Source organism: Trichocoleus sp. FACHB-90 (genome assembly GCF_014695505.1).
Taxonomy (GTDB): domain Bacteria; phylum Cyanobacteriota; class Cyanobacteriia; order Cyanobacteriales; family FACHB-T130; genus Funiculus; species Funiculus sociatus.
Map to the genome: position 1 here is coordinate 63,301 of NZ_JACJOK010000073.1, position 20,949 is coordinate 84,249.

The 20,949-nt window shown below is 47.9% G+C and carries 28 protein-coding genes; 24 read left to right on the forward strand and 4 right to left on the reverse strand.

From position 1 onward, the window contains the following. Positions 1-2: 2 nt before the first annotated feature. The 16 genes from rplR (at position 3) to prfA (ending at position 10,117) form a co-directional block, all read left to right on the forward strand. Complete coding sequence (gene rplR, locus H6F74_RS21580; RefSeq protein ID WP_190424380.1) at positions 3-365, forward strand: 50S ribosomal protein L18; 363 nt, start codon at positions 3-5, stop codon at positions 363-365. A gap of 102 nt (positions 366-467) precedes the next feature. After that, positions 468-992 (forward strand): 30S ribosomal protein S5, encoded by a 525-nt coding sequence (gene rpsE, locus H6F74_RS21585; RefSeq protein WP_190424512.1) that lies wholly within the window; start codon positions 468-470, stop codon positions 990-992. Between the two features lie 128 nt (positions 993-1,120). Continuing rightward, a complete protein-coding gene (rplO, locus tag H6F74_RS21590; RefSeq protein WP_190444224.1) occupies positions 1,121-1,573 on the forward strand; it encodes a 50S ribosomal protein L15 in 453 nt (150 codons plus the stop codon). A 53-nt stretch (positions 1,574-1,626) separates the two neighbouring features. Further along, a complete protein-coding gene (secY, locus tag H6F74_RS21595) occupies positions 1,627-2,967 on the forward strand; it encodes a preprotein translocase subunit SecY (protein WP_190444225.1) in 1,341 nt (446 codons plus the stop codon). Beyond that, positions 2,967-3,533 carry an adenylate kinase gene (locus H6F74_RS21600; RefSeq protein ID WP_190444226.1) on the forward strand — a complete coding sequence of 189 codons (567 nt, stop codon included), beginning with the start codon at positions 2,967-2,969 and terminating at the stop codon, positions 3,531-3,533. Before secY ends, H6F74_RS21600 begins: the two co-directional genes overlap by 1 nt. Before the next feature lie 153 nt (positions 3,534-3,686). Further along, positions 3,687-3,914 carry a translation initiation factor IF-1 gene (gene infA, locus H6F74_RS21605; protein WP_015203280.1) on the forward strand — a complete coding sequence of 76 codons (228 nt, stop codon included), beginning with the start codon at positions 3,687-3,689 and terminating at the stop codon, positions 3,912-3,914. A 125-nt stretch (positions 3,915-4,039) separates the two neighbouring features. Further along, positions 4,040-4,153, forward strand: a complete 114-nt coding sequence (gene rpmJ, locus H6F74_RS21610; RefSeq protein WP_071782548.1) for a 50S ribosomal protein L36 — start codon at positions 4,040-4,042, stop codon at positions 4,151-4,153. A gap of 62 nt (positions 4,154-4,215) precedes the next feature. Beyond that, positions 4,216-4,599, forward strand: a complete 384-nt coding sequence (rpsM, locus tag H6F74_RS21615; RefSeq protein ID WP_190424384.1) for a 30S ribosomal protein S13 — start codon at positions 4,216-4,218, stop codon at positions 4,597-4,599. Between the two features lie 104 nt (positions 4,600-4,703). Further along, entirely contained in the window at positions 4,704-5,099 is a 396-nt protein-coding gene (gene rpsK / locus H6F74_RS21620) for a 30S ribosomal protein S11 (protein ID WP_190424385.1), read from the forward strand. A 118-nt stretch (positions 5,100-5,217) separates the two neighbouring features. Further along, positions 5,218-6,186 carry a DNA-directed RNA polymerase subunit alpha gene (locus H6F74_RS21625; RefSeq protein WP_190424514.1) on the forward strand — a complete coding sequence of 323 codons (969 nt, stop codon included), beginning with the start codon at positions 5,218-5,220 and terminating at the stop codon, positions 6,184-6,186. Between the two features lie 100 nt (positions 6,187-6,286). Continuing rightward, a complete protein-coding gene (rplQ, locus tag H6F74_RS21630) occupies positions 6,287-6,637 on the forward strand; it encodes a 50S ribosomal protein L17 (protein ID WP_190424386.1) in 351 nt (116 codons plus the stop codon). A gap of 62 nt (positions 6,638-6,699) precedes the next feature. Further along, positions 6,700-7,632 (forward strand): tRNA pseudouridine(38-40) synthase TruA, encoded by a 933-nt coding sequence (truA, locus tag H6F74_RS21635; protein WP_190444227.1) that lies wholly within the window; start codon positions 6,700-6,702, stop codon positions 7,630-7,632. A 38-nt stretch (positions 7,633-7,670) separates the two neighbouring features. After that, a complete protein-coding gene (rplM, locus tag H6F74_RS21640; protein ID WP_190424388.1) occupies positions 7,671-8,123 on the forward strand; it encodes a 50S ribosomal protein L13 in 453 nt (150 codons plus the stop codon). After that, entirely contained in the window at positions 8,123-8,536 is a 414-nt protein-coding gene (gene rpsI / locus H6F74_RS21645) for a 30S ribosomal protein S9 (RefSeq protein WP_190424389.1), read from the forward strand. The genes rplM and rpsI overlap by 1 nt, the downstream gene beginning before the upstream one ends. Before the next feature lie 134 nt (positions 8,537-8,670). Beyond that, the gene (gene rpmE / locus H6F74_RS21650; protein WP_190424391.1) at positions 8,671-8,925 is read left to right on the forward strand and encodes a 50S ribosomal protein L31; all 255 of its coding nucleotides are present in this window, start codon (positions 8,671-8,673) and stop codon (positions 8,923-8,925) included. A 94-nt stretch (positions 8,926-9,019) separates the two neighbouring features. Next, positions 9,020-10,117 carry a peptide chain release factor 1 gene (prfA, locus tag H6F74_RS21655; protein ID WP_190444228.1) on the forward strand — a complete coding sequence of 366 codons (1,098 nt, stop codon included), beginning with the start codon at positions 9,020-9,022 and terminating at the stop codon, positions 10,115-10,117. A 56-nt stretch (positions 10,118-10,173) separates the two neighbouring features. On the opposite strand, the gene H6F74_RS21660 is transcribed toward prfA, so the two are convergent. After that, a complete protein-coding gene (locus H6F74_RS21660) occupies positions 10,174-10,605 on the reverse strand; it encodes a hypothetical protein (protein WP_190444229.1) in 432 nt (143 codons plus the stop codon). A 243-nt stretch (positions 10,606-10,848) separates the two neighbouring features. Here H6F74_RS21660 and H6F74_RS21665 point away from each other — a divergent pair, with 243 nt between their 5' ends. The 5 genes from H6F74_RS21665 to H6F74_RS21685 all read left to right on the forward strand — a co-directional run bounded on the left by H6F74_RS21665 (position 10,849) and on the right by H6F74_RS21685 (position 14,768). After that, the gene (locus H6F74_RS21665) at positions 10,849-11,196 is read left to right on the forward strand and encodes a helix-turn-helix transcriptional regulator (protein ID WP_190444230.1); all 348 of its coding nucleotides are present in this window, start codon (positions 10,849-10,851) and stop codon (positions 11,194-11,196) included. Positions 11,197-11,210: 14 nt separating this feature from the next. Next, positions 11,211-11,408: a hypothetical protein gene (locus H6F74_RS21670; protein WP_206756338.1), complete on the forward strand. Its 198-nt coding sequence runs from the start codon at positions 11,211-11,213 to the stop codon at positions 11,406-11,408. A 320-nt stretch (positions 11,409-11,728) separates the two neighbouring features. Next, on the forward strand, positions 11,729-12,211 hold the full coding sequence (locus tag H6F74_RS21675; RefSeq protein WP_190444232.1) for a hypothetical protein: 483 nt from the start codon (positions 11,729-11,731) through the stop codon (positions 12,209-12,211). 412 nt (positions 12,212-12,623) lie between these two features. Beyond that, positions 12,624-14,318 (forward strand): ABC-F family ATP-binding cassette domain-containing protein, encoded by a 1,695-nt coding sequence (locus H6F74_RS21680; RefSeq protein WP_190444233.1) that lies wholly within the window; start codon positions 12,624-12,626, stop codon positions 14,316-14,318. 75 nt (positions 14,319-14,393) lie between these two features. After that, positions 14,394-14,768 (forward strand): hypothetical protein, encoded by a 375-nt coding sequence (locus H6F74_RS21685; protein ID WP_206756339.1) that lies wholly within the window; start codon positions 14,394-14,396, stop codon positions 14,766-14,768. A 63-nt stretch (positions 14,769-14,831) separates the two neighbouring features. Here the strand turns inward: H6F74_RS21685 and H6F74_RS30655 are convergent, their stop codons facing one another. Beyond that, complete coding sequence (locus tag H6F74_RS30655; RefSeq protein ID WP_277875836.1) at positions 14,832-14,960, reverse strand: hypothetical protein; 129 nt, start codon at positions 14,958-14,960, stop codon at positions 14,832-14,834. A 201-nt stretch (positions 14,961-15,161) separates the two neighbouring features. On the opposite strand from H6F74_RS30655, the gene gpmI reads away from it, so the two are divergent. From gpmI to H6F74_RS21700, 3 genes are all read left to right on the forward strand, one after another. After that, entirely contained in the window at positions 15,162-16,760 is a 1,599-nt protein-coding gene (gpmI, locus tag H6F74_RS21690; protein WP_190444235.1) for a 2,3-bisphosphoglycerate-independent phosphoglycerate mutase, read from the forward strand. 91 nt (positions 16,761-16,851) lie between these two features. Beyond that, entirely contained in the window at positions 16,852-17,082 is a 231-nt protein-coding gene (gene secG / locus H6F74_RS21695) for a preprotein translocase subunit SecG (protein WP_190424408.1), read from the forward strand. Between the two features lie 118 nt (positions 17,083-17,200). Further along, a complete protein-coding gene (locus tag H6F74_RS21700; protein WP_347269545.1) occupies positions 17,201-17,878 on the forward strand; it encodes a peptidase in 678 nt (225 codons plus the stop codon). A 24-nt stretch (positions 17,879-17,902) separates the two neighbouring features. On the opposite strand, the gene H6F74_RS21705 is transcribed toward H6F74_RS21700, so the two are convergent. After that, positions 17,903-19,150, reverse strand: a complete 1,248-nt coding sequence (locus tag H6F74_RS21705; RefSeq protein ID WP_190444236.1) for a glycosyltransferase family 4 protein — start codon at positions 19,148-19,150, stop codon at positions 17,903-17,905. A gap of 104 nt (positions 19,151-19,254) precedes the next feature. Continuing rightward, on the reverse strand, positions 19,255-20,943 hold the full coding sequence (locus H6F74_RS21710) for an MFS transporter (RefSeq protein WP_190444237.1): 1,689 nt from the start codon (positions 20,941-20,943) through the stop codon (positions 19,255-19,257). Between the last annotated feature and the right edge of the window lie 6 nt (positions 20,944-20,949).

Here is a 20,949-nt window from a genome sequence, read left to right on the forward strand (position 1 = left end):
AAATGAAGCTAACTCGGAAAGAATCAATTCACCGTCGGCATCGGCGGGTACGTCGCAAGGTGAACGGTACAGGCAATCGCCCTCGTTTAGCCGTCTTTCGCTCCAATCAGCATATTTATGCTCAGGTGATTGACGATGCCCAACAGCGTACCCTAGCTGCTGCCTCTACCCTAGAGCCAGAGCTGAAATCGCGCCTAGAAGGAGGAGCGAATGTAGCAGCCTCCGTAGAAGTGGGTAAGCTAATTGCCGAGCGATCGCTCGAAGTTGGCATCACAAAAGTTGTCTTTGACCGCGGCGGCAACCTTTACCACGGTCGCATCAAAGCCCTCGCAGATGCGGCCCGCGAAGCTGGGTTGGATTTTTAAAGGACAAAAGGCAAAAGGTAAAAGAAATTTTATATTTTTCCTAGTTTTCTTGCTTTTGCCTTTTTAGTTTTTACTTTCACTGTAATGGTTCAAGATAAAGCAATGGCAAAAGAACGTCGTAAAAATTCTGCACGTCGGGAAAAAGAAACTACATTTCAAGAACGGGTGATCCAAATCCGTCGCGTCAGCAAGGTCGTCAAAGGCGGTAAAAAACTCAGCTTCCGCGCCATCGTCGTTATTGGCAATGAGCGTGGGCAAGTTGGTGTTGGTGTCGGCAAAGCTAGCGACGTAATTGGAGCTGTTCGTAAAGGTGTCGCCGACGGCAAAAAGCATTTGATTGACATCCCCTTGACTAAATCAAATTCCATTCCTCATCCCATCAACGGTGACGGTGGTGGTGCCAAAGTGATGATGCGGCCAGCAGCCCCTGGAACAGGGGTAATTGCCGGGGGTGCCGTTCGCACGGTGCTGGAATTAGCTGGGGTTCGCAACATCCTAGCAAAACAGCTGGGTTCTAACAATCCCTTGAACAACGCCAGAGCCGCCATCAACGCTCTCTCCACCTTGCGGACATTTTCGGATGTGGCTGAAGAACGCGGTATCCCCATTGAAAACCTCTACGCTTAATGGTCAGTGGTCAGGCAAGAGTTGGAAAGTTGGAACGTTGGGTAGGTTTCTCGTTTAAACGTTCAAACCTTCAAACGCCTACTGACAACTGGCAACTGACAACTGACAACTGACAAAGGACAAAAGACATGAGATTAGAAGACGCAGTTCCTAAAAAAGGCTCAAAAAAGCGCCGCCGTCGCATAGGTCGCGGTATTGCAGCTGGTCAAGGCGCTAGCGGTGGCTTTGGTATGCGCGGACAAAAATCAAGATCCGGTCGGGGTACGCGACCCGGATTTGAAGGTGGACAAATGCCCCTTTACCGCCGCCTACCCAAGTTAAAGCACTTTACGGTCGTAAATCGTAAACAGTACACTACGATCAACGTAAGTAAGCTGGCATCACTCCCTGCTGATACAGAGGTGAACCTAACCGCATTAATGGATCGTGGTATTGTCACCTCCAACGACGGGCCTCTAAAAATTCTCGGAGACGGGGATCTGAACGTGGCTCTGAATGTAAAAGCTGCTGCTTTTACAGGCTCGGCTCGCAGCAAAATTGAAGCAGCTGGCGGCAGCTGCGAAGTTGTCGCTGCCCGATAGGGTTAAGCATTGTGTGTGCCAGCGCCTGCTCGATGACGTAGAGGTATCGCTTCATGGTTGTTAGTCGAGATAAAACTCCAACTGCTCAGGAAACTTTTTTGCAGATGGCTCAGGCGGCTGGTCTTAGGGGCCGCCTGCTAGTTACCATCGGTCTGCTAATTTTAGTTCGCGTTGGCATTTTTCTGCCCGTACCAGGGATTGACCGAGCCGCGTTTGGTAGAGATATTCAAAATAGCCCCTTAATTGGATTTTTGGACATCTTCTCAGGGGGCGGTATTTCTGCCTTGGGGATTTTTGCTTTAGGGATTTTGCCCTATATTAATGCCTCGATCATTATCCAATTGCTCACAGCTGCTATCCCAGCTTTGGAGAAATTGCAGAAGGATGAGGGGGAAGCAGGGCGGCGAAAAATCTCTCAGGTTACTCGTTATGTAGCGCTGGGGGGAGCTTTGCTTCAAAGTACCTTCATTGCCGGGTGGCTTGAGCGTTATGCAACGGATGTTCGCGGGACTCTGTTCATGGCCGAGACAGCACTGGCGCTGACAGCAGGTTCAATGTTTGTCATGTGGGTGTCAGAACTGATTACTGAACGGGGAATTGGGAACGGTGCTTCACTGTTGATTTTTATCAATATTGTGGCGGTTCTACCTCGTTCCCTTGGGCAAACTATTAATTACGCTCAGCTTGATAATCGCAATGTGGGGCCTGTAATTATTCTGCTCGTAGTTTTCCTGGTGATGATCCTGGGGATTGTGTTTGTTCAGGAGGGAACCAGGCGAATACCGATTATTTCGGCACGCCGTCAGGTGGGCAGAAGACTTTATCGGGAAAGAACAAATTACCTGCCGTTGCGACTCAATCAGGGCGGCGTTATGCCGATCATCTTTGCGTCTTCGGTTTTGATTTTCCCTAGTTTTCTAGCTCAGATTACTCAAAACAGTGGCAACAACCAGTTGTTATCTCAACTCCATCTAATTTTGACCCAGGTTGCTAATGCACTCAACCCAAGTGGTCAGATGCCGTGGGTTTATGTGACGGTTTATCTCATCTTGATTCTGTTTTTTAGCTATTTCTACGCTTCTCTGATTGTGAACCCGGTAGATATGTCACAGAACCTGAAAAAGATGGGTGCCAGTATTCCTGGTATTCGTCCGGGTCGTGCCACTAGCGAGTATGTTGAGCGGGTGTTGAATCGATTGACATTCTTAGGCGCTATCTTTTTGGGCTTGGTGGCAGTCGTGCCAACAGCTGTGGAAAGTGTTACTGGGATTACTACCTTTCAGGGGCTGGGAGCTACCTCTTTGCTGATTTTGGTGGGTGTTGCAATTGATACAGCTAAGCAAATTCAAACTTATGTCATCTCCCAGCGGTATGAAGGAATGGTGAAGCAGTAGTGACGCGATTGATTTTTTTGGGGCCGCCAGGGGCGGGGAAAGGAACTCAGGCACAAATTCTGGCTCAGGAGCTGGAAATTCCGCACATTTCCACTGGTGACATTTTACGAAATGCCAAGGCTGCTGGAACTCCACTCGGTCTAAAGGCCAAGGGGTACATGGATCGCGGTGAGTTGGTTCCTGATGATCTGATTTTGGATATGATCCGTGATCGCCTTCTTGAATCTGATGCCAAACCTGGTTGGATTCTGGATGGTTTTCCGCGTAACGTCTCCCAGGCGACTTTTCTGGATGCACTGCTACAGGAATTGAACCAGGGTATCAAGTACGCGCTTAACCTGGAAGTCCCAGATGAAGTGTTGGTCGCAAGGATGTTGGAACGAGGGCGCAAGGAAGGGCGGAGCGATGATAAGGAAGATGTCATTCGCCACCGTTTGGAAGTATATCGCTCCCTGACGGCACCGCTGATTGATTTCTATAATGATCGCTCGAAGTTGGTTTCAGTTGATGGCGATCGCTCGCTTGATGAAGTCACTAACGCACTCAAACAGGTGGTGCATCATTAATCTCTTTTGGGGTCAGTCTGTTGCCAGACTAGCAGCAGATACTGACCTCAAACCGATGGGTTGATTTTTTGATAAAATATGTTAAGAAAGCCTTGACCGACAATCAGCCCTATGATGCGCGTCTAAAAACAGAAAAATTGAGGAAAAGACAACTTGGCTAAACAAGACTTAATTGAAATGGAAGGCACGGTGACAGAATCGTTGCCTAATGCTATGTTTCGCGTTGATTTGGACAATGGATTTAATGTATTAGCTCATATCTCCGGCAAAATCCGCCGAAATTACATCAAGATTCTGCCAGGCGATCGCGTCAAAGTGGAACTAACCCCCTACGACCTGACCAAAGGCAGAATTACCTACCGACTGCGTAACAAAAAGTAGCCGTAACTAAAAACGGTTCACTCTTAAATAAGCTTGTCTTATTAAAAATTTGCCCTGGCAAATTAACTTACAAATGCACCTAACAAGTGTTATAATATAGAGCTTGCAATGTAGCCAAAATAGGCATGAAAGTTCGAGCATCAGTCCGAAAGATTTGCGAAAAATGCCGCGTCATTCGTCGGCGCGGCCGGGTTATGGTTATCTGTTCCAACCCAAAACACAAACAACGCCAAGGTTAACTTAACCTAACTACACCAGAACAAATCTATAGCACAAAAGCAAGACTAGGGAGACAACAAGCGTGGCACGGATTGCTGGGGTAGACCTTCCTCGGGACAAACGAGTTGAAATTGGTCTTACTTACATATACGGAATTGGACTCTCGCGCTCCAAAGAGATATTGGTAGCAACGAAGGTTAATCCAGACACAAGAGTTAAAGACTTGAGTGACGCCGACGTTGCTTCCCTGCGCGAAGCAGTAGAAAGCAACTATCAAGTTGAAGGGGATCTCAGGCGCTTTGAGTCTATGAGCATCAAGCGGCTGATTGATATCGGCTCCTATCGGGGGCGGCGTCATCGTATGGGTCTGCCAGTTAGAGGGCAAAGAACTCGTACCAATGCCAGAACCCGTCGCGGTAGAAGGCTTACGGTCGCAGGTAAGAGAAAAGCACCAGGGCCGAAATAGCCATTAAGAGCCTGTTAGCTGCTTTTAAAAATGCAGCTACCCTCATTAGCTAATTGACCTACCAATTCAGCAAAACCATTATAACTACTGTCAACTAGACCCTCATGGCGCGACAACCAACCAAGAAAACTGGTGCAAAAAAGCAAAAACGCAACGTACCCAATGGCGTAGCCTTCATCCAGTCCACCTTTAACAACACCATCGTCACGATTTCCGATACTAACGGGGACGTACTTTCCTGGGCTTCAGCAGGCTCCAGTGGCTTCAAGGGCGCCAAAAAGGGAACACCTTTTGCCGCTCAGACCGCCGCTGAAAGTGCCGCTCGCCGAGCGACCGATCAGGGAATGCGTCAGATTGAAGTAATGGTTAGTGGTCCCGGAGCTGGTCGAGAGACCGCAATTCGGGCGCTGCAAGGGGCAGGACTGGAAATAACGCTCATTCGAGATGTGACGCCAATTCCTCATAATGGCTGTCGTCCGCCTAAGCGGCGTAGAGTCTAGGATTGCTTTAAAAGCAACTAGCAATTAGCGGATATTGGCTAACAGCTAACTGCTGTTGTGCCTTGGAACAGCAGGGGCAATGCTGGAAAAGCACTTTTACGTGCTTTCCAGGGGTTTTATGAAGAAGGGAGGTCACTCCGTGGCGCAGTTTCAAATCGAGTGTGTAGAGTCCAAAACTGAGAACAATCGTAGCCAATATAGCAAATTTGTCTTGGAGCCTCTAGAGCGCGGTCAAGGCACCACCGTTGGCAATGCGCTGAGGCGGGTTCTATTGTCTAACTTGGAAGGTACGGCTGTGACAGCTGTCCGGATTGCGGGGGTTAATCATGAGTTTGCCACAATTGAGGGGGTGCGGGAAGATGTCCTAGAAATTCTCCTGAATATGAAGGACATTGTACTCAAAAGTCACTCTTCTCATCCCCAAATTGCTCGATTAGCCGTCACAGGTCCAGCGACGGTGACAGCCGGACGATTTGATTTACCAACTGAAGTTGATGCAGTTGATCCTAACCAGTATATTGCTACCCTGGCGGACGACGCTAGGCTGGAAATGGAGTTTCGCATCGAAAGAGGGAAAGGATATCGAGCAGTTGATCGAGGACGCGACGAAGCTGCTGCTCTAGACTTCCTCCAAATTGATGCCGTGTTTATGCCAGTGCATAAAGTCAACTACAGCGTTGAAGATGCCCGCATTGACGGTTCTCTGGAAAGAGATCGGCTGATATTGGAAATTTGGACTAATGGCAGTCTGACTCCCCAAGAAGCACTGTCTCAAGCCGCAAGTATCCTGGTGGATCTATTCAACCCCCTGAAAGATATCACCCTCGATCCGATGACGGTTGATTATCCCGATAATGAAGATCCTACCAGCCAGATCCCAATAGAAGAATTGCAGCTCTCGGTACGAGCCTACAACTGTCTCAAGAGGGCGCAGATTAATTCTGTAGCTGACTTGCTGGATTACAGCCAGGAGGATCTGCTGGAGATTAAAAACTTTGGTCAAAAGTCGGCAGAAGAAGTCATCGAAGCTTTGCAGCGGCGACTTGGGATCACGCTGCCGCACGAAAAGGCGGCAAAACCTACTTGAAGTGAAAGAGTTAGGAGTTATGAGTTATGAGTTAAGAACTCCTCGCCTCCTAACTTTTTTCAATTTCTTATAAACTTTCAAACCAAAATCCAAAATTGTTATGCGTCACAGACGTCGTGTTCCAAAATTAGGTAAGCCTGCTGACCAGCGCCGAGCGCTATTGCGATCGCTGGCAACCGAACTAATTCGCCAGGGTAGAATCACTACCACCCAAACGCGAGCCAAGGCGGTTCGCTCGGAAGTGGACAAAATGATTACCTTGGCAAAAGATGGCTCTCTGTCAGCCCGCAGGCAAGCTATGGGCTATATCTACGACAAACAGCTGGTTCATGCCCTGTTTGAACAAGCTGCTAGCCGCTATGGAGAGCGTAACGGCGGCTATACCCGTATCCTCCATACCGTGCGCCGTCGGGGTGATAATGCCGAAATGGCAATTATCGAGTTGGTCTGAAGAAGGTGCTAATGGCTAATAGCTAATCACAAGAGGCGGCAATTAGCAATTGGCAATCAGCCATGCACAAAGGACAAGAAACAACGGACAAACAGCGAGTCGCCCTGGTAATCCAATACTTGGGTACTCATTTTCATGGCTGGCAGCGGCAAGCGAATGGGCGCACTGTGCAGGAAGAAATTGAAACAGTTTTGTCCAGGGTGCAGGGGCGAAAAGTTACCTTGTACGGTGCAGGGCGCACAGATAGCGGTGTTCATGCGGCAGCGCAAGTGGCACACTTTGAGGCAGTTGGTTCAATCCCCGCGGATAAGTGGGCGGGTGTTCTTAATAGCCAACTGCCCAAGGATATTCTGATTCGAGCCTCAGCTGCGGTCGATGATAACTGGCACTCCCGATTTTCTGCCACCTGGCGCAGATATCGCTACACGATTTATACAGATCGCAAGCCAAACTTGTTTGTGCAGCCCTTCAGTTGGCATTATTATTATGCACCCCTAGACGAATCTCTCATTCAGGCAGCTTTGAACCCTTTGATAGGGAACCACCATCTGGCGGCTTTCATGAGAGCGCATTCGGCGCGATCGCATTCTTGGGTGGACGTGCAGGAGGCTCAATGCCACCGAGAAGGCTCATTTATTTATATTGAGATTCAGGCAAATGGATTTCTGTATGGCATGGTGCGGCTGCTGGTGGGCTTACTGGTGCAAGTGGGAAGGGGTGAGCGATCGCCAGAAAACTTTACCGATTTGTGGGTAAATGAGCGGCGGCATGAAGTAAAATATTCTGCCCCGGCAAAAGGTCTTTGCCTGTTGCGAGTCGGCTACCCAGATATCCCCTTTCCCCCCGAAATTTGGTTTGACACCCAGCCCAAATTCGCCTTTGGTCCTTCGTCCGTTGTTTTTCCACTGCCAAGACAAGGACAATCTCCGTCTCTACAAGACGGGCAACGAACGAAGACTTGCGGTAATCATCTTCTCTATAAGACAGACAACTGACGACAGGCGTCGTGCCTGTCCTACCAACGGACAAAATTATGAACAAAACTCCTCTCCCTTCTCTAGACTCTATCGAGCGCAATTGGTACGTCGTCGATGCCGCAGATCAACGGCTGGGGCGTTTGGCGAGTGAAATTGCCATGATCCTGCGTGGAAAAAACAAACCAATTTTCACTCCTCACATGGACACAGGCGACTTCGTGGTTGTCGTCAATGCCGAGAAAGTCGTTGTTACTGGTAAAAAACGTACCCAGAAGCTATACCGGAGACATTCCGGGCGTCCAGGCGGGATGAAGACTGAAACCTTCGCTAAGCTGCAAGATCGGATGCCAGAGCGGATCATCGAAACCGCCGTGCGCGGAATGCTCCCCAAAAATTCTCTGGGAAGACAACTATTTACCAAGCTCAAAGTTTATCCGGGGCCATCACATCCCCACGAATCACAAAAACCCCAGGAAGTCAAGATTAATACAATCCCAGGAGAAAATTAATGCAAGCAACAGAACAAAGTGGTCGCGTTATGTACTGGGGAACTGGTCGCCGCAAATCTTCCGTGGCGAGAGTTCGCCTGGTACCTGGTAGCGGTCAGATGATTGTTAATGACCGCCCTGGCGACAACTACTTCAACTACAATTCAGCTTACCTCTCAGCAGCCAAAGCTCCCCTGGAAACTCTGGGACTGGAAAATGAGTATGACATTCTGGTGAAAGCTCACGGTGGTGGCTTAACCGGTCAATCAGACTCGATTCGGTTGGGAGTCGCAAGAGCTTTGTGTCAGCTCGATCCAGACAACCGTCAGCCTTTGAAAAGCGAAGGCTACTTAACCCGCGATCCCCGCGCCAAAGAGCGGAAGAAATACGGCTTGCACAAAGCTCGTAAAGCTCCGCAGTACTCTAAGCGATAAGAATAAAGGCAAGAGGCTTTTGGGTTGCCCGAAGCGTCTTGTCCTTTGCCTAAAAAGGCTTTGGGTGACTGCCCAGATTGGAAAGCTACAATAAACATAGGCAATGAAAATTGTCGAGGAGCAGACAAGTAATTATGGCAAAACAAGGAATTCATCCGGAGTGGTATCCGGAAGCTAAAGTGTACTGCAACGGGGAATTAGTGATGACCGTTGGTTCCACTAAGCCAGAACTTCACGTTGATGTTTGGTCTGGCAACCACCCGTTTTACACTGGTACGCAGAAAATTATTGACACGGAAGGACGGGTTGAGCGCTTCCTGCGGAAATACGGGATGCTGGAAGGGGATCAATCTCAAGCTGGTGATGCTGGCTCCAACAATAAAAAATAGCGGGGTTGCTATGCTCGGTAGCACGACCCGCCTATGGGGTCGAAGTTATTGATGTTAAGCAACAAAGCTGTTTTTATGGAGCGATCGCAGACCAATGGCTGAAACATATCTGCTGGAGAAACTAAAATCCGTTGAGCAAACCTTTAATGAGTTGACCCGCCGACTGGCAGATCCAGATATTGCCAACAACCCGAACGAGTATCAACGAGTCGCGAAGGCTCGTTCGTCCTTGGAGGAAACTGTCAACACCTACGAAACGTGGAAGACGACAGGGCAAGATTTGGCGGGCGCAAGACAGGTACTCAAGGAATCTGCCAGCGATCCAGAGTTCCAGGAAATGGCAGCCCTGGAAGTAAAGGAATTAGAGGAAAAACTAGAGCAACTGGAAACGCGCCTCAAAATTTTGCTTTTGCCCAGCGATCCCAATGATGACAAAAACATCATGCTGGAAATTCGCGCTGGTACTGGCGGAGATGAGGCGAGTATTTGGGCTGGCGATTTGGTGCGGATGTACTCGCGCTATGCTGAAACCCAAAACTGGAAAGTCAGCTTGCTCAGTGAGTCACTAGCGGAGATGGGCGGCTTTAAAGAGGCAATTCTGGAAATCAAGGGCGACGACGTTTACAGTCAGCTAAAGTATGAAGCTGGTGTCCATCGGGTGCAGCGCGTACCTCTGACGGAGGCGGGCGGACGAGTTCACACCTCAACCGCAACCGTGGCTGTAATGCCAGAGGTGGATGATGTCGAGATCCACATTGACCCGAAGGATATTGAACTCAAAACCGCTCGTTCTGGTGGTGCGGGTGGTCAAAACGTCAACAAGGTGGAAACAGCTGTTGACCTGATCCACAAACCAACAGGAATTCGGATTTTCTGTACTGAAGAGAGAAGTCAGCTGCAAAACAAAGAGCGGGCGATGCAAATCCTCCGCGCTAAGCTTTACGAAATAAAGCTGCACGAACAACAGGAAGCTGTTACTTCTATGCGTCGCTCTCAGGTAGGCACTGGCTCTCGTTCAGAAAAAATCCGCACCTACAATTACAAAGATAACCGGGTGACAGACCATCGCCTGAATCAGAATTACAGCCTTAACCCAGTTCTCGAAGGCGATCTGGAAGGTATTATTCAGGCTTGTATCTCTCAAGATCAGCAGGAGCGTTTGGCAGAGCTAGCTGCTTCTACTGCTAACTAAAATAAAGCTTCATGTATAGCAACAATTCCCCAGCTGCATTTAAACGGCTGGGTTTTTTATTTAACAGCTTCTTTGGCAAAGCGCTCCGCTACCGCCAACCGAGTAATATGGTCTAGCAGCGCATCCCAAATCGCATCCGCCATCTCAGGAAGGTAGTTAAACCGCTGTATATCGTACTGGACAACCTCTTCCAGACTCGCTAATACTTCCAAGTTGCAACTTAAAATCGCCGCGATCGCTTCGGTCTGCCAACGTGCAAACAACCTATAACTGAAAAAAGAACTGCACTTTTGACCTTGCTCGTTCAGGAATACCACAATCACCTGATGACGTTTTGGATACACCTTGACAATTCGCTCTAGAGGCATCAAAAGCGCGTCAGCTGCCTCTTGGCGGGAAATCTGCCATCGCGTGGGTTTGAGCCATCCTGTGGCTGTGAGGCTACGAGGCGATCGCGTCTTACCATTTCTACTGCGTCTGTTGCTCATTGTTAGCCACTGCTAATTTTTTGATGTTTGCTCAAAAATTTACCTGCTGTGCCACCTTACAAAGCCAAGGTGTTTCCGGTTCAAACCAGTCAGGTTATTTTTTTGATGACGTTTAAAAGTATACTTGTCTATATTTAAGTATACTTTTAACATAGCTTGTTTAAAGCAGCATTGTCAAGCTACAAGTGAAAATGTAATAAATCACAAGTAAACTTGTAGATGCGGTTGAGTAGCTGTCTAGGCGTGAACATCGAAAGTAGAGAAAAACTGATTGAAATCATCAAACTAGCTCGTGGATCGATGAGTCAGCGAGCGTTCGGCAAGCTTTTAGGAGTTTCTGCTACTGCTGTTCAGTATTGGGAAAGGGGGGTGACAGTTCCCGATATGGAAAATTTGGCTCAGATCGCAAAGAGAGCAGGTTATACCCTGGAGGAGATCCTCAGCTGTTTGGAGGGAAAGCCAGTGTCAGAATCCTCAGATTTAAATCAGATTTTGAGACAAATTAAATATATGCCTCTGACTCAGGTGGCGACAATCGTTCAAGCCGCAGCGGAGAGATTTGCTACTGCGGCTGAATCTTCAGGTAGCTGAAACAAATCGGGTTGTTGAGGGTTGTGGAAGCGATCGCTCCTAAAGTTGGCAAGGGCGATCTTGTGCCGGAAGCGGAAGCGATCGCACTCAAGACCAATAAAAAGTTAAATCAGCTCTTTTGCAGCTACCCTACCAGATGCTGGCGGCGAAAACCAGGAAGTAAAAGAGCTTATCAATTAGTTTGGCCTTCTACGCCACTATCCCTAGCCTGAAATTCTGGCAAAATTGGTTAAGAACGCATATAGGCTGGCCTCCTGCTACAAAGCCGGGATGATTCTCGCCATTACCTAAAAAACAACTGATTATTCCGCCGAGCTTTCTTGGCAGCCAGAAAAGTTTGGCTAATGCTTTTCAAAAGTATTATTTTGTTGTAGTTTATTTCTATTAAAAATATAAAATAGATAATCAATGTATTATAAAACAATATTGTCAAATTTATCGTTAGCACAAAAAATGTATAAAATTTAAAGCTTCAGACCTAAGGATTTGCCCGAAAAGCTTGTAGAGATAGCTGTCGTCAGGAGGTGCTAAAATGCCGCAAAATAATCAATCTGTAAATTGGAAATTTGATGCCAACGATACTTATTCTCCGATTTACTACAAAGAAACTGTTATCGGATTTTTAAAGCCAGAATATGGAAGTAAAATCATTGAATTTCTCAATGATAATGAAAGACTACGCAAAGCATTTAAGATGGCTTGTTTTGACTTAATACTTGAGTCTGGGGGTGACACAAATAAAGTCAATGAGTTGATGAAGAAATACGTAGAAAGCACCGAACGCCCCCAGAATGGAACGGGAGCGATCGCTTACCTCCTGCGCGACAGACAAGAAGCACTAGACATAAGTGATAAAGAGTTTGTTCGCTTCTGCGATTCTTATAGATTGTCGTGGAGAGAACTAAAAGAAATTTATGCTGGGAAAGAAGTTAGTGATAGTCAGCTAGGAGCGATCGCCAGAATCGTAGGTAAGCCGATTGAGGAATTAATTGAAGTCCGGGATGGTCATGATTAAGAAACAAAGCGCGCTTGTTTTAAGATAACCTCCCAAAACTCAAAAAAAAGTAAACGTAGGTTGGGTTAAAATAATGAAAATCAAGGCTATAAAGGCAATTGTTGGGTTTCATTATTTTGCACGGGCGCAACCTACAATTATTCTGACTCTTCCAAAGTCGGTATTGGCGTGAGCGAAGCAAAAACAGCCTGAGTGCATAAACGTGAAATGCTCCCAAGCAATAACGTTACCCTACCGCGCCTACCCTTAGATTCTTGAATCTGCCTTGTGTAGGGTTGCCAGCACTCAATTTACAATTAAATTTTGTTAAGATTAACTCGACCAAGTGCTACCGCCTGACAGATAAATCTGTGACTGCACCCTCGTCCGGCGCTCTCATTTGTCCTGCTGCTATATTTTTTGGAGACTATTGATGCTGCGACTCGAACATATCAGTAAAATATACCCCACAGGCGAAATCCTCAAAGATGTCAACTGGGAAGTCAAAGCGGGCGATCGCATTGGCTTAGTCGGCGTTAACGGTGCAGGCAAATCCACCCAACTCAAGATTATAGCGGGAGAGACAGAACCCACAAGCGGTGAAATCATCCGTCCTGCCAGTTTGCACATCGCCTACCTGACACAAGAATTTGAGGTAGATCCCACGCGCACCGTGCGGGAAGAATTCTGGACAGTGTTTACCGAAGCGAACCAGGCGCAGCAATCCTTGGCGCAGGTGCAGCGAGACATGGAAACCGCCACCCCAGAAGAATTAGACAAACTAATCCATAAATTAGATCGTTTCCAGCGACAATTTGAAGCTTTGGATGGCTACGGGTTGGATGCGCGGATCGAGAAAATGTTGCCAGAGATGGGGTTTACGTCGGAAGATGGCGATCGCCTCGTTAGTGCTTTCAGCGGCGGCTGGCAGATGCGAATGAGCTTAGGCAAAATATTACTGCAAAAACCAGATTTATTGCTGCTGGACGAACCGACAAACCACCTGGATTTAGAAACTATTGAGTGGCTGGAAACCTATCTCAAGGGACTTAAAAACCCGATAGTCATAGTTTCCCACGATCGGGAATTTCTCGATCGTCTTTGTACCCAAGTTGTAGAAACTGAGCGCGGAGTTTCTACTACCTACTTGGGCAACTATTCTGCTTATTTACAACAAAAAGCAGAGAACCAAGAAGCACAATTAAGCGCCTACGAACGCCAGCAAAAAGAATTAGAAAAACAGCAAACTTTTGTTGACCGTTTCCGCGCTAGTGCAACTCGCAGCACCCAAGCAAAAAGCCGCGAGAAACAACTAGAAAAAATTGAGCGGATCGAAGCGCCAACAGGCGGATTAAGAACGCTACACTTTCGATTTCCCCCCGCGCCTCGCAGCGGCCGCGAGGTGGTGGAAATTAACGATTTGGTACATACTTATGACGACAAGATTCTATTCTTGGATGCGAACCTGTTAATTGAAAGAGGCGATCGCATTGCCTTTCTCGGCCCCAACGGTGCTGGCAAATCCACCCTACTGCGCCTGATTATGGGCATGGAACAGCCCACGGAAGGCACAGTAACTTTAGGCGCTCACAACGTCATTCCAGGCTACTTCGAGCAAAATCAGGCAGAAGCTTTGGATCTTTCTAGAACAGTTATGGAAACTATCCATGACGAAGTGCCAGACTGGAAAAATGAAGAAGTTCGCACCTTGTTGGGAAGATTTCTATTTAGTGGCGACACCGTATTTAAAAAAGTTGCTGCCTTGAGTGGAGGAGAAAAAGCGCGTCTTGCCTTGGCAAAAATGCTTTTACGTCCAGCAAATCTTCTAATTTTGGATGAGCCTACTAATCACCTGGATATTCCAGCCAAAGAAATGATGGAAGAGGCAATCCAGAATTACGATGGCACGGTAATTGTAGTTTCCCACGACCGATATTTTATTTCCAAAGTGGCGAATAAAATTGTCGAGATTCGTGAGGGTGAATTCCGAGTTTATCGGGGCGATTATCACTACTATCTCGATAAGATTGCTGAAGAAAAAGAGCAGGCAAAATTAGCAGCTGTTGAAGCCGAGAAAGCTGCGAAAAAAGCGGCAAAAGCTGCTAAGTCTGCTGCAAAACGCAAATAATGAGTTTAAAACGCAAAGATTAGGTGATTCTTGGCGTTACTCTGAGTTGCTACTACAAAAACCTACGAAACGCCCGTGCAGCTAGCTAGCTGTACGGGCGTAATAATGGCGGCTAAATGCACAGATGAGCGAGTAAATCAAGTAACAGTAGAATTATTTAGCTGCTTTCAGGGTGCGATCGCGCCAGCAGATCCAGCTGAGTTAGAAGCCATTTCGCGCCCCTTGAGCTTCTTTTGCAACAAAGCCAAGAAAATTGAAGCCACCGCGAAAATGCTCCTGGCGCCTTTTCGCGGTGAAGTGCGGCAGAAAATGAAAATAGCGCAGTTACTCCAGCTTCCATCTGTCGCCCGCAAGACTGCCACAATGGTGCTGCATTACGTCTACGGAATTGATGGTGGCCTGATCGATACCCATGTCAAGCGGCGTTGGAATTTACATCAACAAAATTAAGAAAGACCTGATGCAGCTTTTGGCTCAATCAGAGTGTGGAAATTGTTTCGTTTTGTTGACATATCACAATCGAGCTGTTTGCCAAGCCATGAAACCTGCCTGTAACGCTTGTGTAGCGGCTTCTTTATGCCCCACCGCCGTAATGGTAGGTTCATAGGTGCTATAGAGCGGGATATCCTTGCGGGAACCCATAAGAGCGCCAAATTAAGCGATCGCGCTATTCAAATAGCTCGATATCACATCTGTCGTCAAGTAGGTAATAACTCCCAAAAACTCTAGTTCCAAGGACAGAAAATCCTAAAACCTGACATTACTTCCAAAAAATGCCGTTTCGAGTACGAAATCCGATGATATCATTGCGAAGAAATCACTGAAAATAAAGGTCATTATTGTATGGCGCAAGCACCTGTCTCTCCCGTGGTGCTAGTCATCTTAGACGGCTGGGGCTACCGCGAAGAAACTGACGGCAACGCCATAGCAGCCGCCAAAACACCCGTAATGAAAAGCCTCTGGACAGCCTATCCCCATACGCTGATTCAAACCTCAGGCAAGGCTGTGGGGCTACCGGAAGGGCAAATGGGTAATTCGGAAGTGGGACACCTTAACATTGGTGCCGGACGGGTTGTACCGCAAGAATTAGTCCGTATCTCAGACGCTGTGGAAGACGGCACCCTGCTGAGCAACAAGAAGCTGCTGCAAGTCTGTCAGGAAGTCAAGAGTCGAGGCAGTAAGCTTCACTTAGTGGGGCTTTGCTCAGATGGCGGAGTGCATTCTCATCTAGATCATTTACTGGGATTGCTGGATTTAGCCAAGACACAAGAAATCTCAGATGTCTGTATCCACGCCATCACCGATGGACGCGATACCAGTCCGAAAGAGGGTGTACAGGCAATTCAAAAAATCCAAGACCGCATTGACCAAATTGGAGTTGGGCGCATTGTCACCCTCAGCGGTCGCTACTACGCAATGGATCGGGATCATCGCTGGGATCGCGTCAAAAAAGCTTACGATGTGATGACCCAGGATGGTTCTGGGGATGGTCGTTCGGTTCTGGAGGTCTTGCAGGCTTCCTACGCTGAAAATGTCGCCGATGAGTTTGTCATCCCGACTCGCATTGCCCCAGGAGCGCTAGAACCTGGAGATGGAGTGATTTTCTTTAACTTCCGCCCTGACAGAGCAAGACAACTCACCCAAGCTTTTGTCTCTCCGGAATTTAAGGGTTTTGAACGGCAGCTTCTCCAGCCGTTGAGCTTCGCCACCTTTACCCAATACGAGCCAAATTTACCTGTTTTGGTGGCATTTGAGCCTCAGAACTTGAGTAATATCTTGGGGGAAGTAATTGCAAACCGAGGTTTGCACCAGTTCCGCACCGCTGAAACAGAAAAATACGCTCACGTTACTTATTTCTTCAACGGCGGCTTAGAGGAACCTTTTCCAGGGGAAGACCGGGAACTGGTGCCAAGTCCAATGGTGCCAACCTATGACCGGGAACCCGCAATGTCAGCAGACGCGGTGACAGATGTCGTCATCGCCGCCGTGGAAAAGCGCATTTATTCACTGATTGTCATCAACTACGCCAACCCGGACATGGTGGGTCACACAGGACAGATAGAACCCACAATTCAAGCGCTGGAAACAGTTGACCGTTGTTTGGGACAACTTCTGGAAAGCATTAGTAAGGCTGGTGGTACGGCGATTATTACAGCTGACCACGGCAACGCCGAATATATGCGGGATGAAGAAGGCAATCCTTGGACGGCGCACACAACTAACCCTGTACCATTTATCTTGGTGGAAGGGGAGGGTTTAAAAATTCCTGGGCATGGCGCTGAAGTTACTTTGCGGAGTGATGGACGGCTGGCGGACATTGCACCGACAATTTTAGAAATCTTAAGGCTGCCCCAACCTCCAGAGATGACGGGTTGTTCAATGATTGAACCAGTTGGATTTGAAGTCCGAGCCAATCGCACGCCTGTGCGAGTTTCACTGTGAGTTGCGAATGGCTAATAGCGGAGTTGCATTTTTCTGACGATTAGCTATTAGCCATTCGCAATGAGCTATTTTTTACAACTGACAACTAACTATGACACTTGTTAACATTTTCCAATCTATTTGGGCGCTGTCTGCCGTCTGTCTGATTGTTTTAGTGCTGCTGCACTCTCCTAAAGGCGATGGGATTGGGGGTATTGGCGGACAGGCTCAACTGTTTACGAGTACCAAGAGTGCAGAGACAGCGCTAAACCGAGTGACTTGGGTTCTCAGCGTGATTTTTCTGGGTTTGACGGTAATTTTGAGTGCAGGTTGGCTCAAGTAGTAATTTGATCTCAAAACTCAAGACGCGATCGCTCACATTTTTACAAAATCGAAACGCGATCGCGATCCTTTCTACAAAACTCTTGACGGCGACGTTAATCGCGATCGCCACCTTCCTCATAGCCATTGTTCCCCATTTTCATCTGGGGGGCGATAATCCTGTGTTGGCAGTCGAAACCTCCCTACCCGCCGCACAAATTCACGTTTTGCCCCCGACGCTGGCACGCTGGAAAGATGCCACCAACAGCGGCGATTACTTCTCCCAGATCAAGCCTACCCCGGTTGGTTATCTAGTGTGGTCGCAGTTTCCGATTAAGGTTTATATACAAAATCAAGAAAAGTGGACAAATTCTGTTATCGAAGCGGTGCAGGAATGGGCAGTTTATTTGCCGCTTGAGATAGTTGAGCAGTCAGATAATGCTGATATCAAGATAGTGCGAAATCTTCCTGCCCTCAAACCCTCCTTCAACCGCAGCACAGGCGAATTCCATCTGCCTCGCGCTCGCAGTGCCGAAACCCGCTATGAATTTTATATTAGCCATCTTGATAAAAATGCAGTTTTATGCCACCGAGTCACCATCCAGCTAAGTCCAACTCAGGCTGGCAACTATATTAAAGCAGCTGCCCGTCACGAGATTGGTCACGCACTTGGTATATGGGGACACAGCCCTTTAGAAACAGATGCCCTATATTTTTCTCAGGTGCGTAATCCGCCCCCAATTTCCCAAAGAGACATAAACACGCTTAAGCGCGTATACGAGCAGCCAACGCGACTAGGTTGGGAACTGGTTAACTAATTTATTACTGGTTAATTGGAGAATTTATTCACAAGCACGCCCTGAATCATCAACCATAAACCATGAAGAGGCTGATTCTTTAGCTCTGCGCTTGTAAGGCAATCCAGCCAATTGTATATTTTGAATCTTTCGCTCCTGCAACAGATCCTCATATAGCTTTACCAGTTGGTCGATGTTGCGACTGAGAGTATATTGCTCCATAATCCTAGCTCTGGCTTTTTGTCCCAACTGTTTTGTAAACTCCTGATGACCTCGAAGGACTGGCAGCAAAGTTCGCAATTGCCCCGCTACCCCATTAGTTCTGAGAATTATCCCTGCGTCCCCTTCCAAAGGATTCCCCTCCAAAACTTCGCCATCGGCACCAGCATCCGTAGCTACGCAAGCGACACCACAAGACATTGCTTCTAACAGCGACAGAGAAAGTCCCTCTACCAGAGAAGGCAAAATAAATACATCCGCTCCCCGCAAAATTTCAATTCGCCGCTGCTCATCAGCTTCAGCTCCCCACCAGATGATGCCGCATTCTTCGTCATAAAACGCCTCTAAAGACGGCTTCAACGGGCCATCGCCAACAATCAGTAACTTGGACTCAGACCCCATTTCTGACTGCTTCCAAGCCCGTAGCAGTGCTTCCACATTCTTTTCTGTGGCTATGCGACCCTGATAAACAAAAAGGCGCTTGGCATTCAACTGGGATTTAATGTTAGAAGGCCCTGGGCAATACTTCCGTTCATCAACGCCATTGGGAATTACGGCTACATTCGACGCAGCAACGCCCAACCGCTCCAGTAAATCTCGCTGCACTTTAGAAAATATAATTACCCGGTCGTAATTTGCCAGAAAAGGAGCATAAAGCTGATAAGTCAGCAATTGAGTTCCTGATTTGATATTGCGTTGCTTGCCATCAAAGGGAGTGTGGAAGGTGGCAATTAGAGGTATATTCAACTCTTCGCAAATTTCCGGCAGCAGGAAGTCCAGAGGGGAGAGAGTCAAGCTAGCGTGTACCAAGTCTGGCTTTAGCTGTTCGAGACTCCGCATCAAAACTTTTCGGGATTTGAGAGTGGGAAGCGTGTAAACCTGGGACTTATATAGGAAAGGTAGAGACACTTCCAGGCAACTAGGCCAGTTGCTGGCATCAGATACTTCTTCTTCTTGGGCGAAGTGAAGGAAGCTGACTTGCAGACCCCGGTCTAACAACCCATTGGTAACTTCTCGAGAGTAAGTGACATTGCCGCAAAAGGGTGATTTTTTTCCGATCCAGGCTATGTGCATTTTCTAAGAGTTTTGAGTTTTTAGCTTTGAGTTTTGGGGAGCCGGAGACTTCCGTTGCTTTGGAGCTTTGAGTTATTAATTCAAAACTCGTCATTCAAAACTCATTACTTTTCTTTTCCTGTACCGGAAATATACCAGGTTAAGAGTCCTCCTGCGATCGCGATCGCCGCTAAACCCAGAAAAACTGTCTGTAAACCCAAAATCGTCTCAGCAACGCCCGCCAAAGCTAAAGGTAACGTCAGAGCAATATTAATCACATTGTTCTGTAAGCCAAACACCTTACCCCGCATTTGGTCGGGGGTTTCTGCCTGGATGGTTGTCTGCATCGGGATAGCCACCATTGCCCCAAAAAGACCCAAAAGCATTGTCAAAAGTAAGGCAATCCAAAGCTGTTGCGTAAATATAGCCAAACCTACTAAAGATGCTGCCACTCCCAGAGAACCATAAAGATTCAGCCGACGATGGGAAAAATGCTGTCCCATCTGTCCGAGAATAGTCGCTCCGCCAGCCATGCCAACCCCGCCAGCGGCTAGTAAAAAGCCAAACTGGGAGGACTTCAGACCGGGGATAACCTCTGCCATTCGCACAGCCAGCACCGACAGAGCGGCAAAAATAGAAAACAAAATCACCAGCTGAATTAAAGCACTGCGGACGCGATCGTGTTCTTTCAGGTAAAGCAGTCCGTCGCGCAAATCTTCCCAAACGTGGGGGAATTCGTGGTCGGGAGATTTAGTTTTTTCACCAGTGCGAAGAAACAGCAAAAGCAACCCCGCGATCGCATAACAGCCCCCTACGGCAATTTCCTTACCAATGTCAAGTCCCCCGCCAAGCGATCGCGCCACAGTATCGGCAAATCCCAACAGTGGCTCGCCCACTGCAAACCCCACAATCACCGATGCCATCATCGTCATCGTGTAAAGAGAGTTTGCCGACAACAGGCGATGACGCTCAACAATCAACGGCATCACTGACTGCTCCGCTGGTGCAAAAAACTGTGTCAGCGTCGAAACCAAGAAAGTTAACCCCAGTAAAATATAGAATCCTACTGGCAGACCTGCCACTAGCCCCCAATCCTTGCTGATCCACAGCAAAGGCGGCATAGCCAAAACCAGCGCCCCTCGCAGCAGATTTGTGGAGACTAGCACCCCCTTCTTCGACCACCGATCTACAAACACACCCGCAACTGAACCAAACAGCACAGCAGGAATGGTAAAGGCAATCATAATCGCCGATACCCAGCCGCTGATTGTCTGACCCGCAGCCTGAAACTGACTAGCAACTAGCGCAATCACCAGCACCAGATACACCTTATCTGCCATCTGCGAGAAAACTTGACCGCTCCAGAGCGCCAAGAAATTGCGGTTTCTCAGAACAGGCACAAATCCTCGATCTGCATCTGCCTCAGCCTCATCAGCATCAACATTAGACAATGCAGGGTTGTGCCAATCTCCATTAGAGCCATTGGATTGTGCATCTACCTCTGGAACTAAATCTTCATCAACCGTAGATTTGGGAAAAGAAACCTCTGGACTAGAGACGCGATTAAGCGCCTCTCTACTGTTGTCAGGGTCATGAGGGGGTGTCAGGCGATCGTCAGACAAGGGGGGCGATGTAGTAGGTGTTGATGATGCAGTCAAACCCTGGCGGGATGGCTCCGTTCCAGGGACAGGAAGTTTAGAAGATCGAGGAAATGTGGGTTCCCCCGTTCGTCGTTCATTGTCCTCTGTCCTCTGTCTGGACAAACTTAGGGACAGACTTTTGGCTTGCAAATCAGAATCATAACGTTGAATCATGGTTTA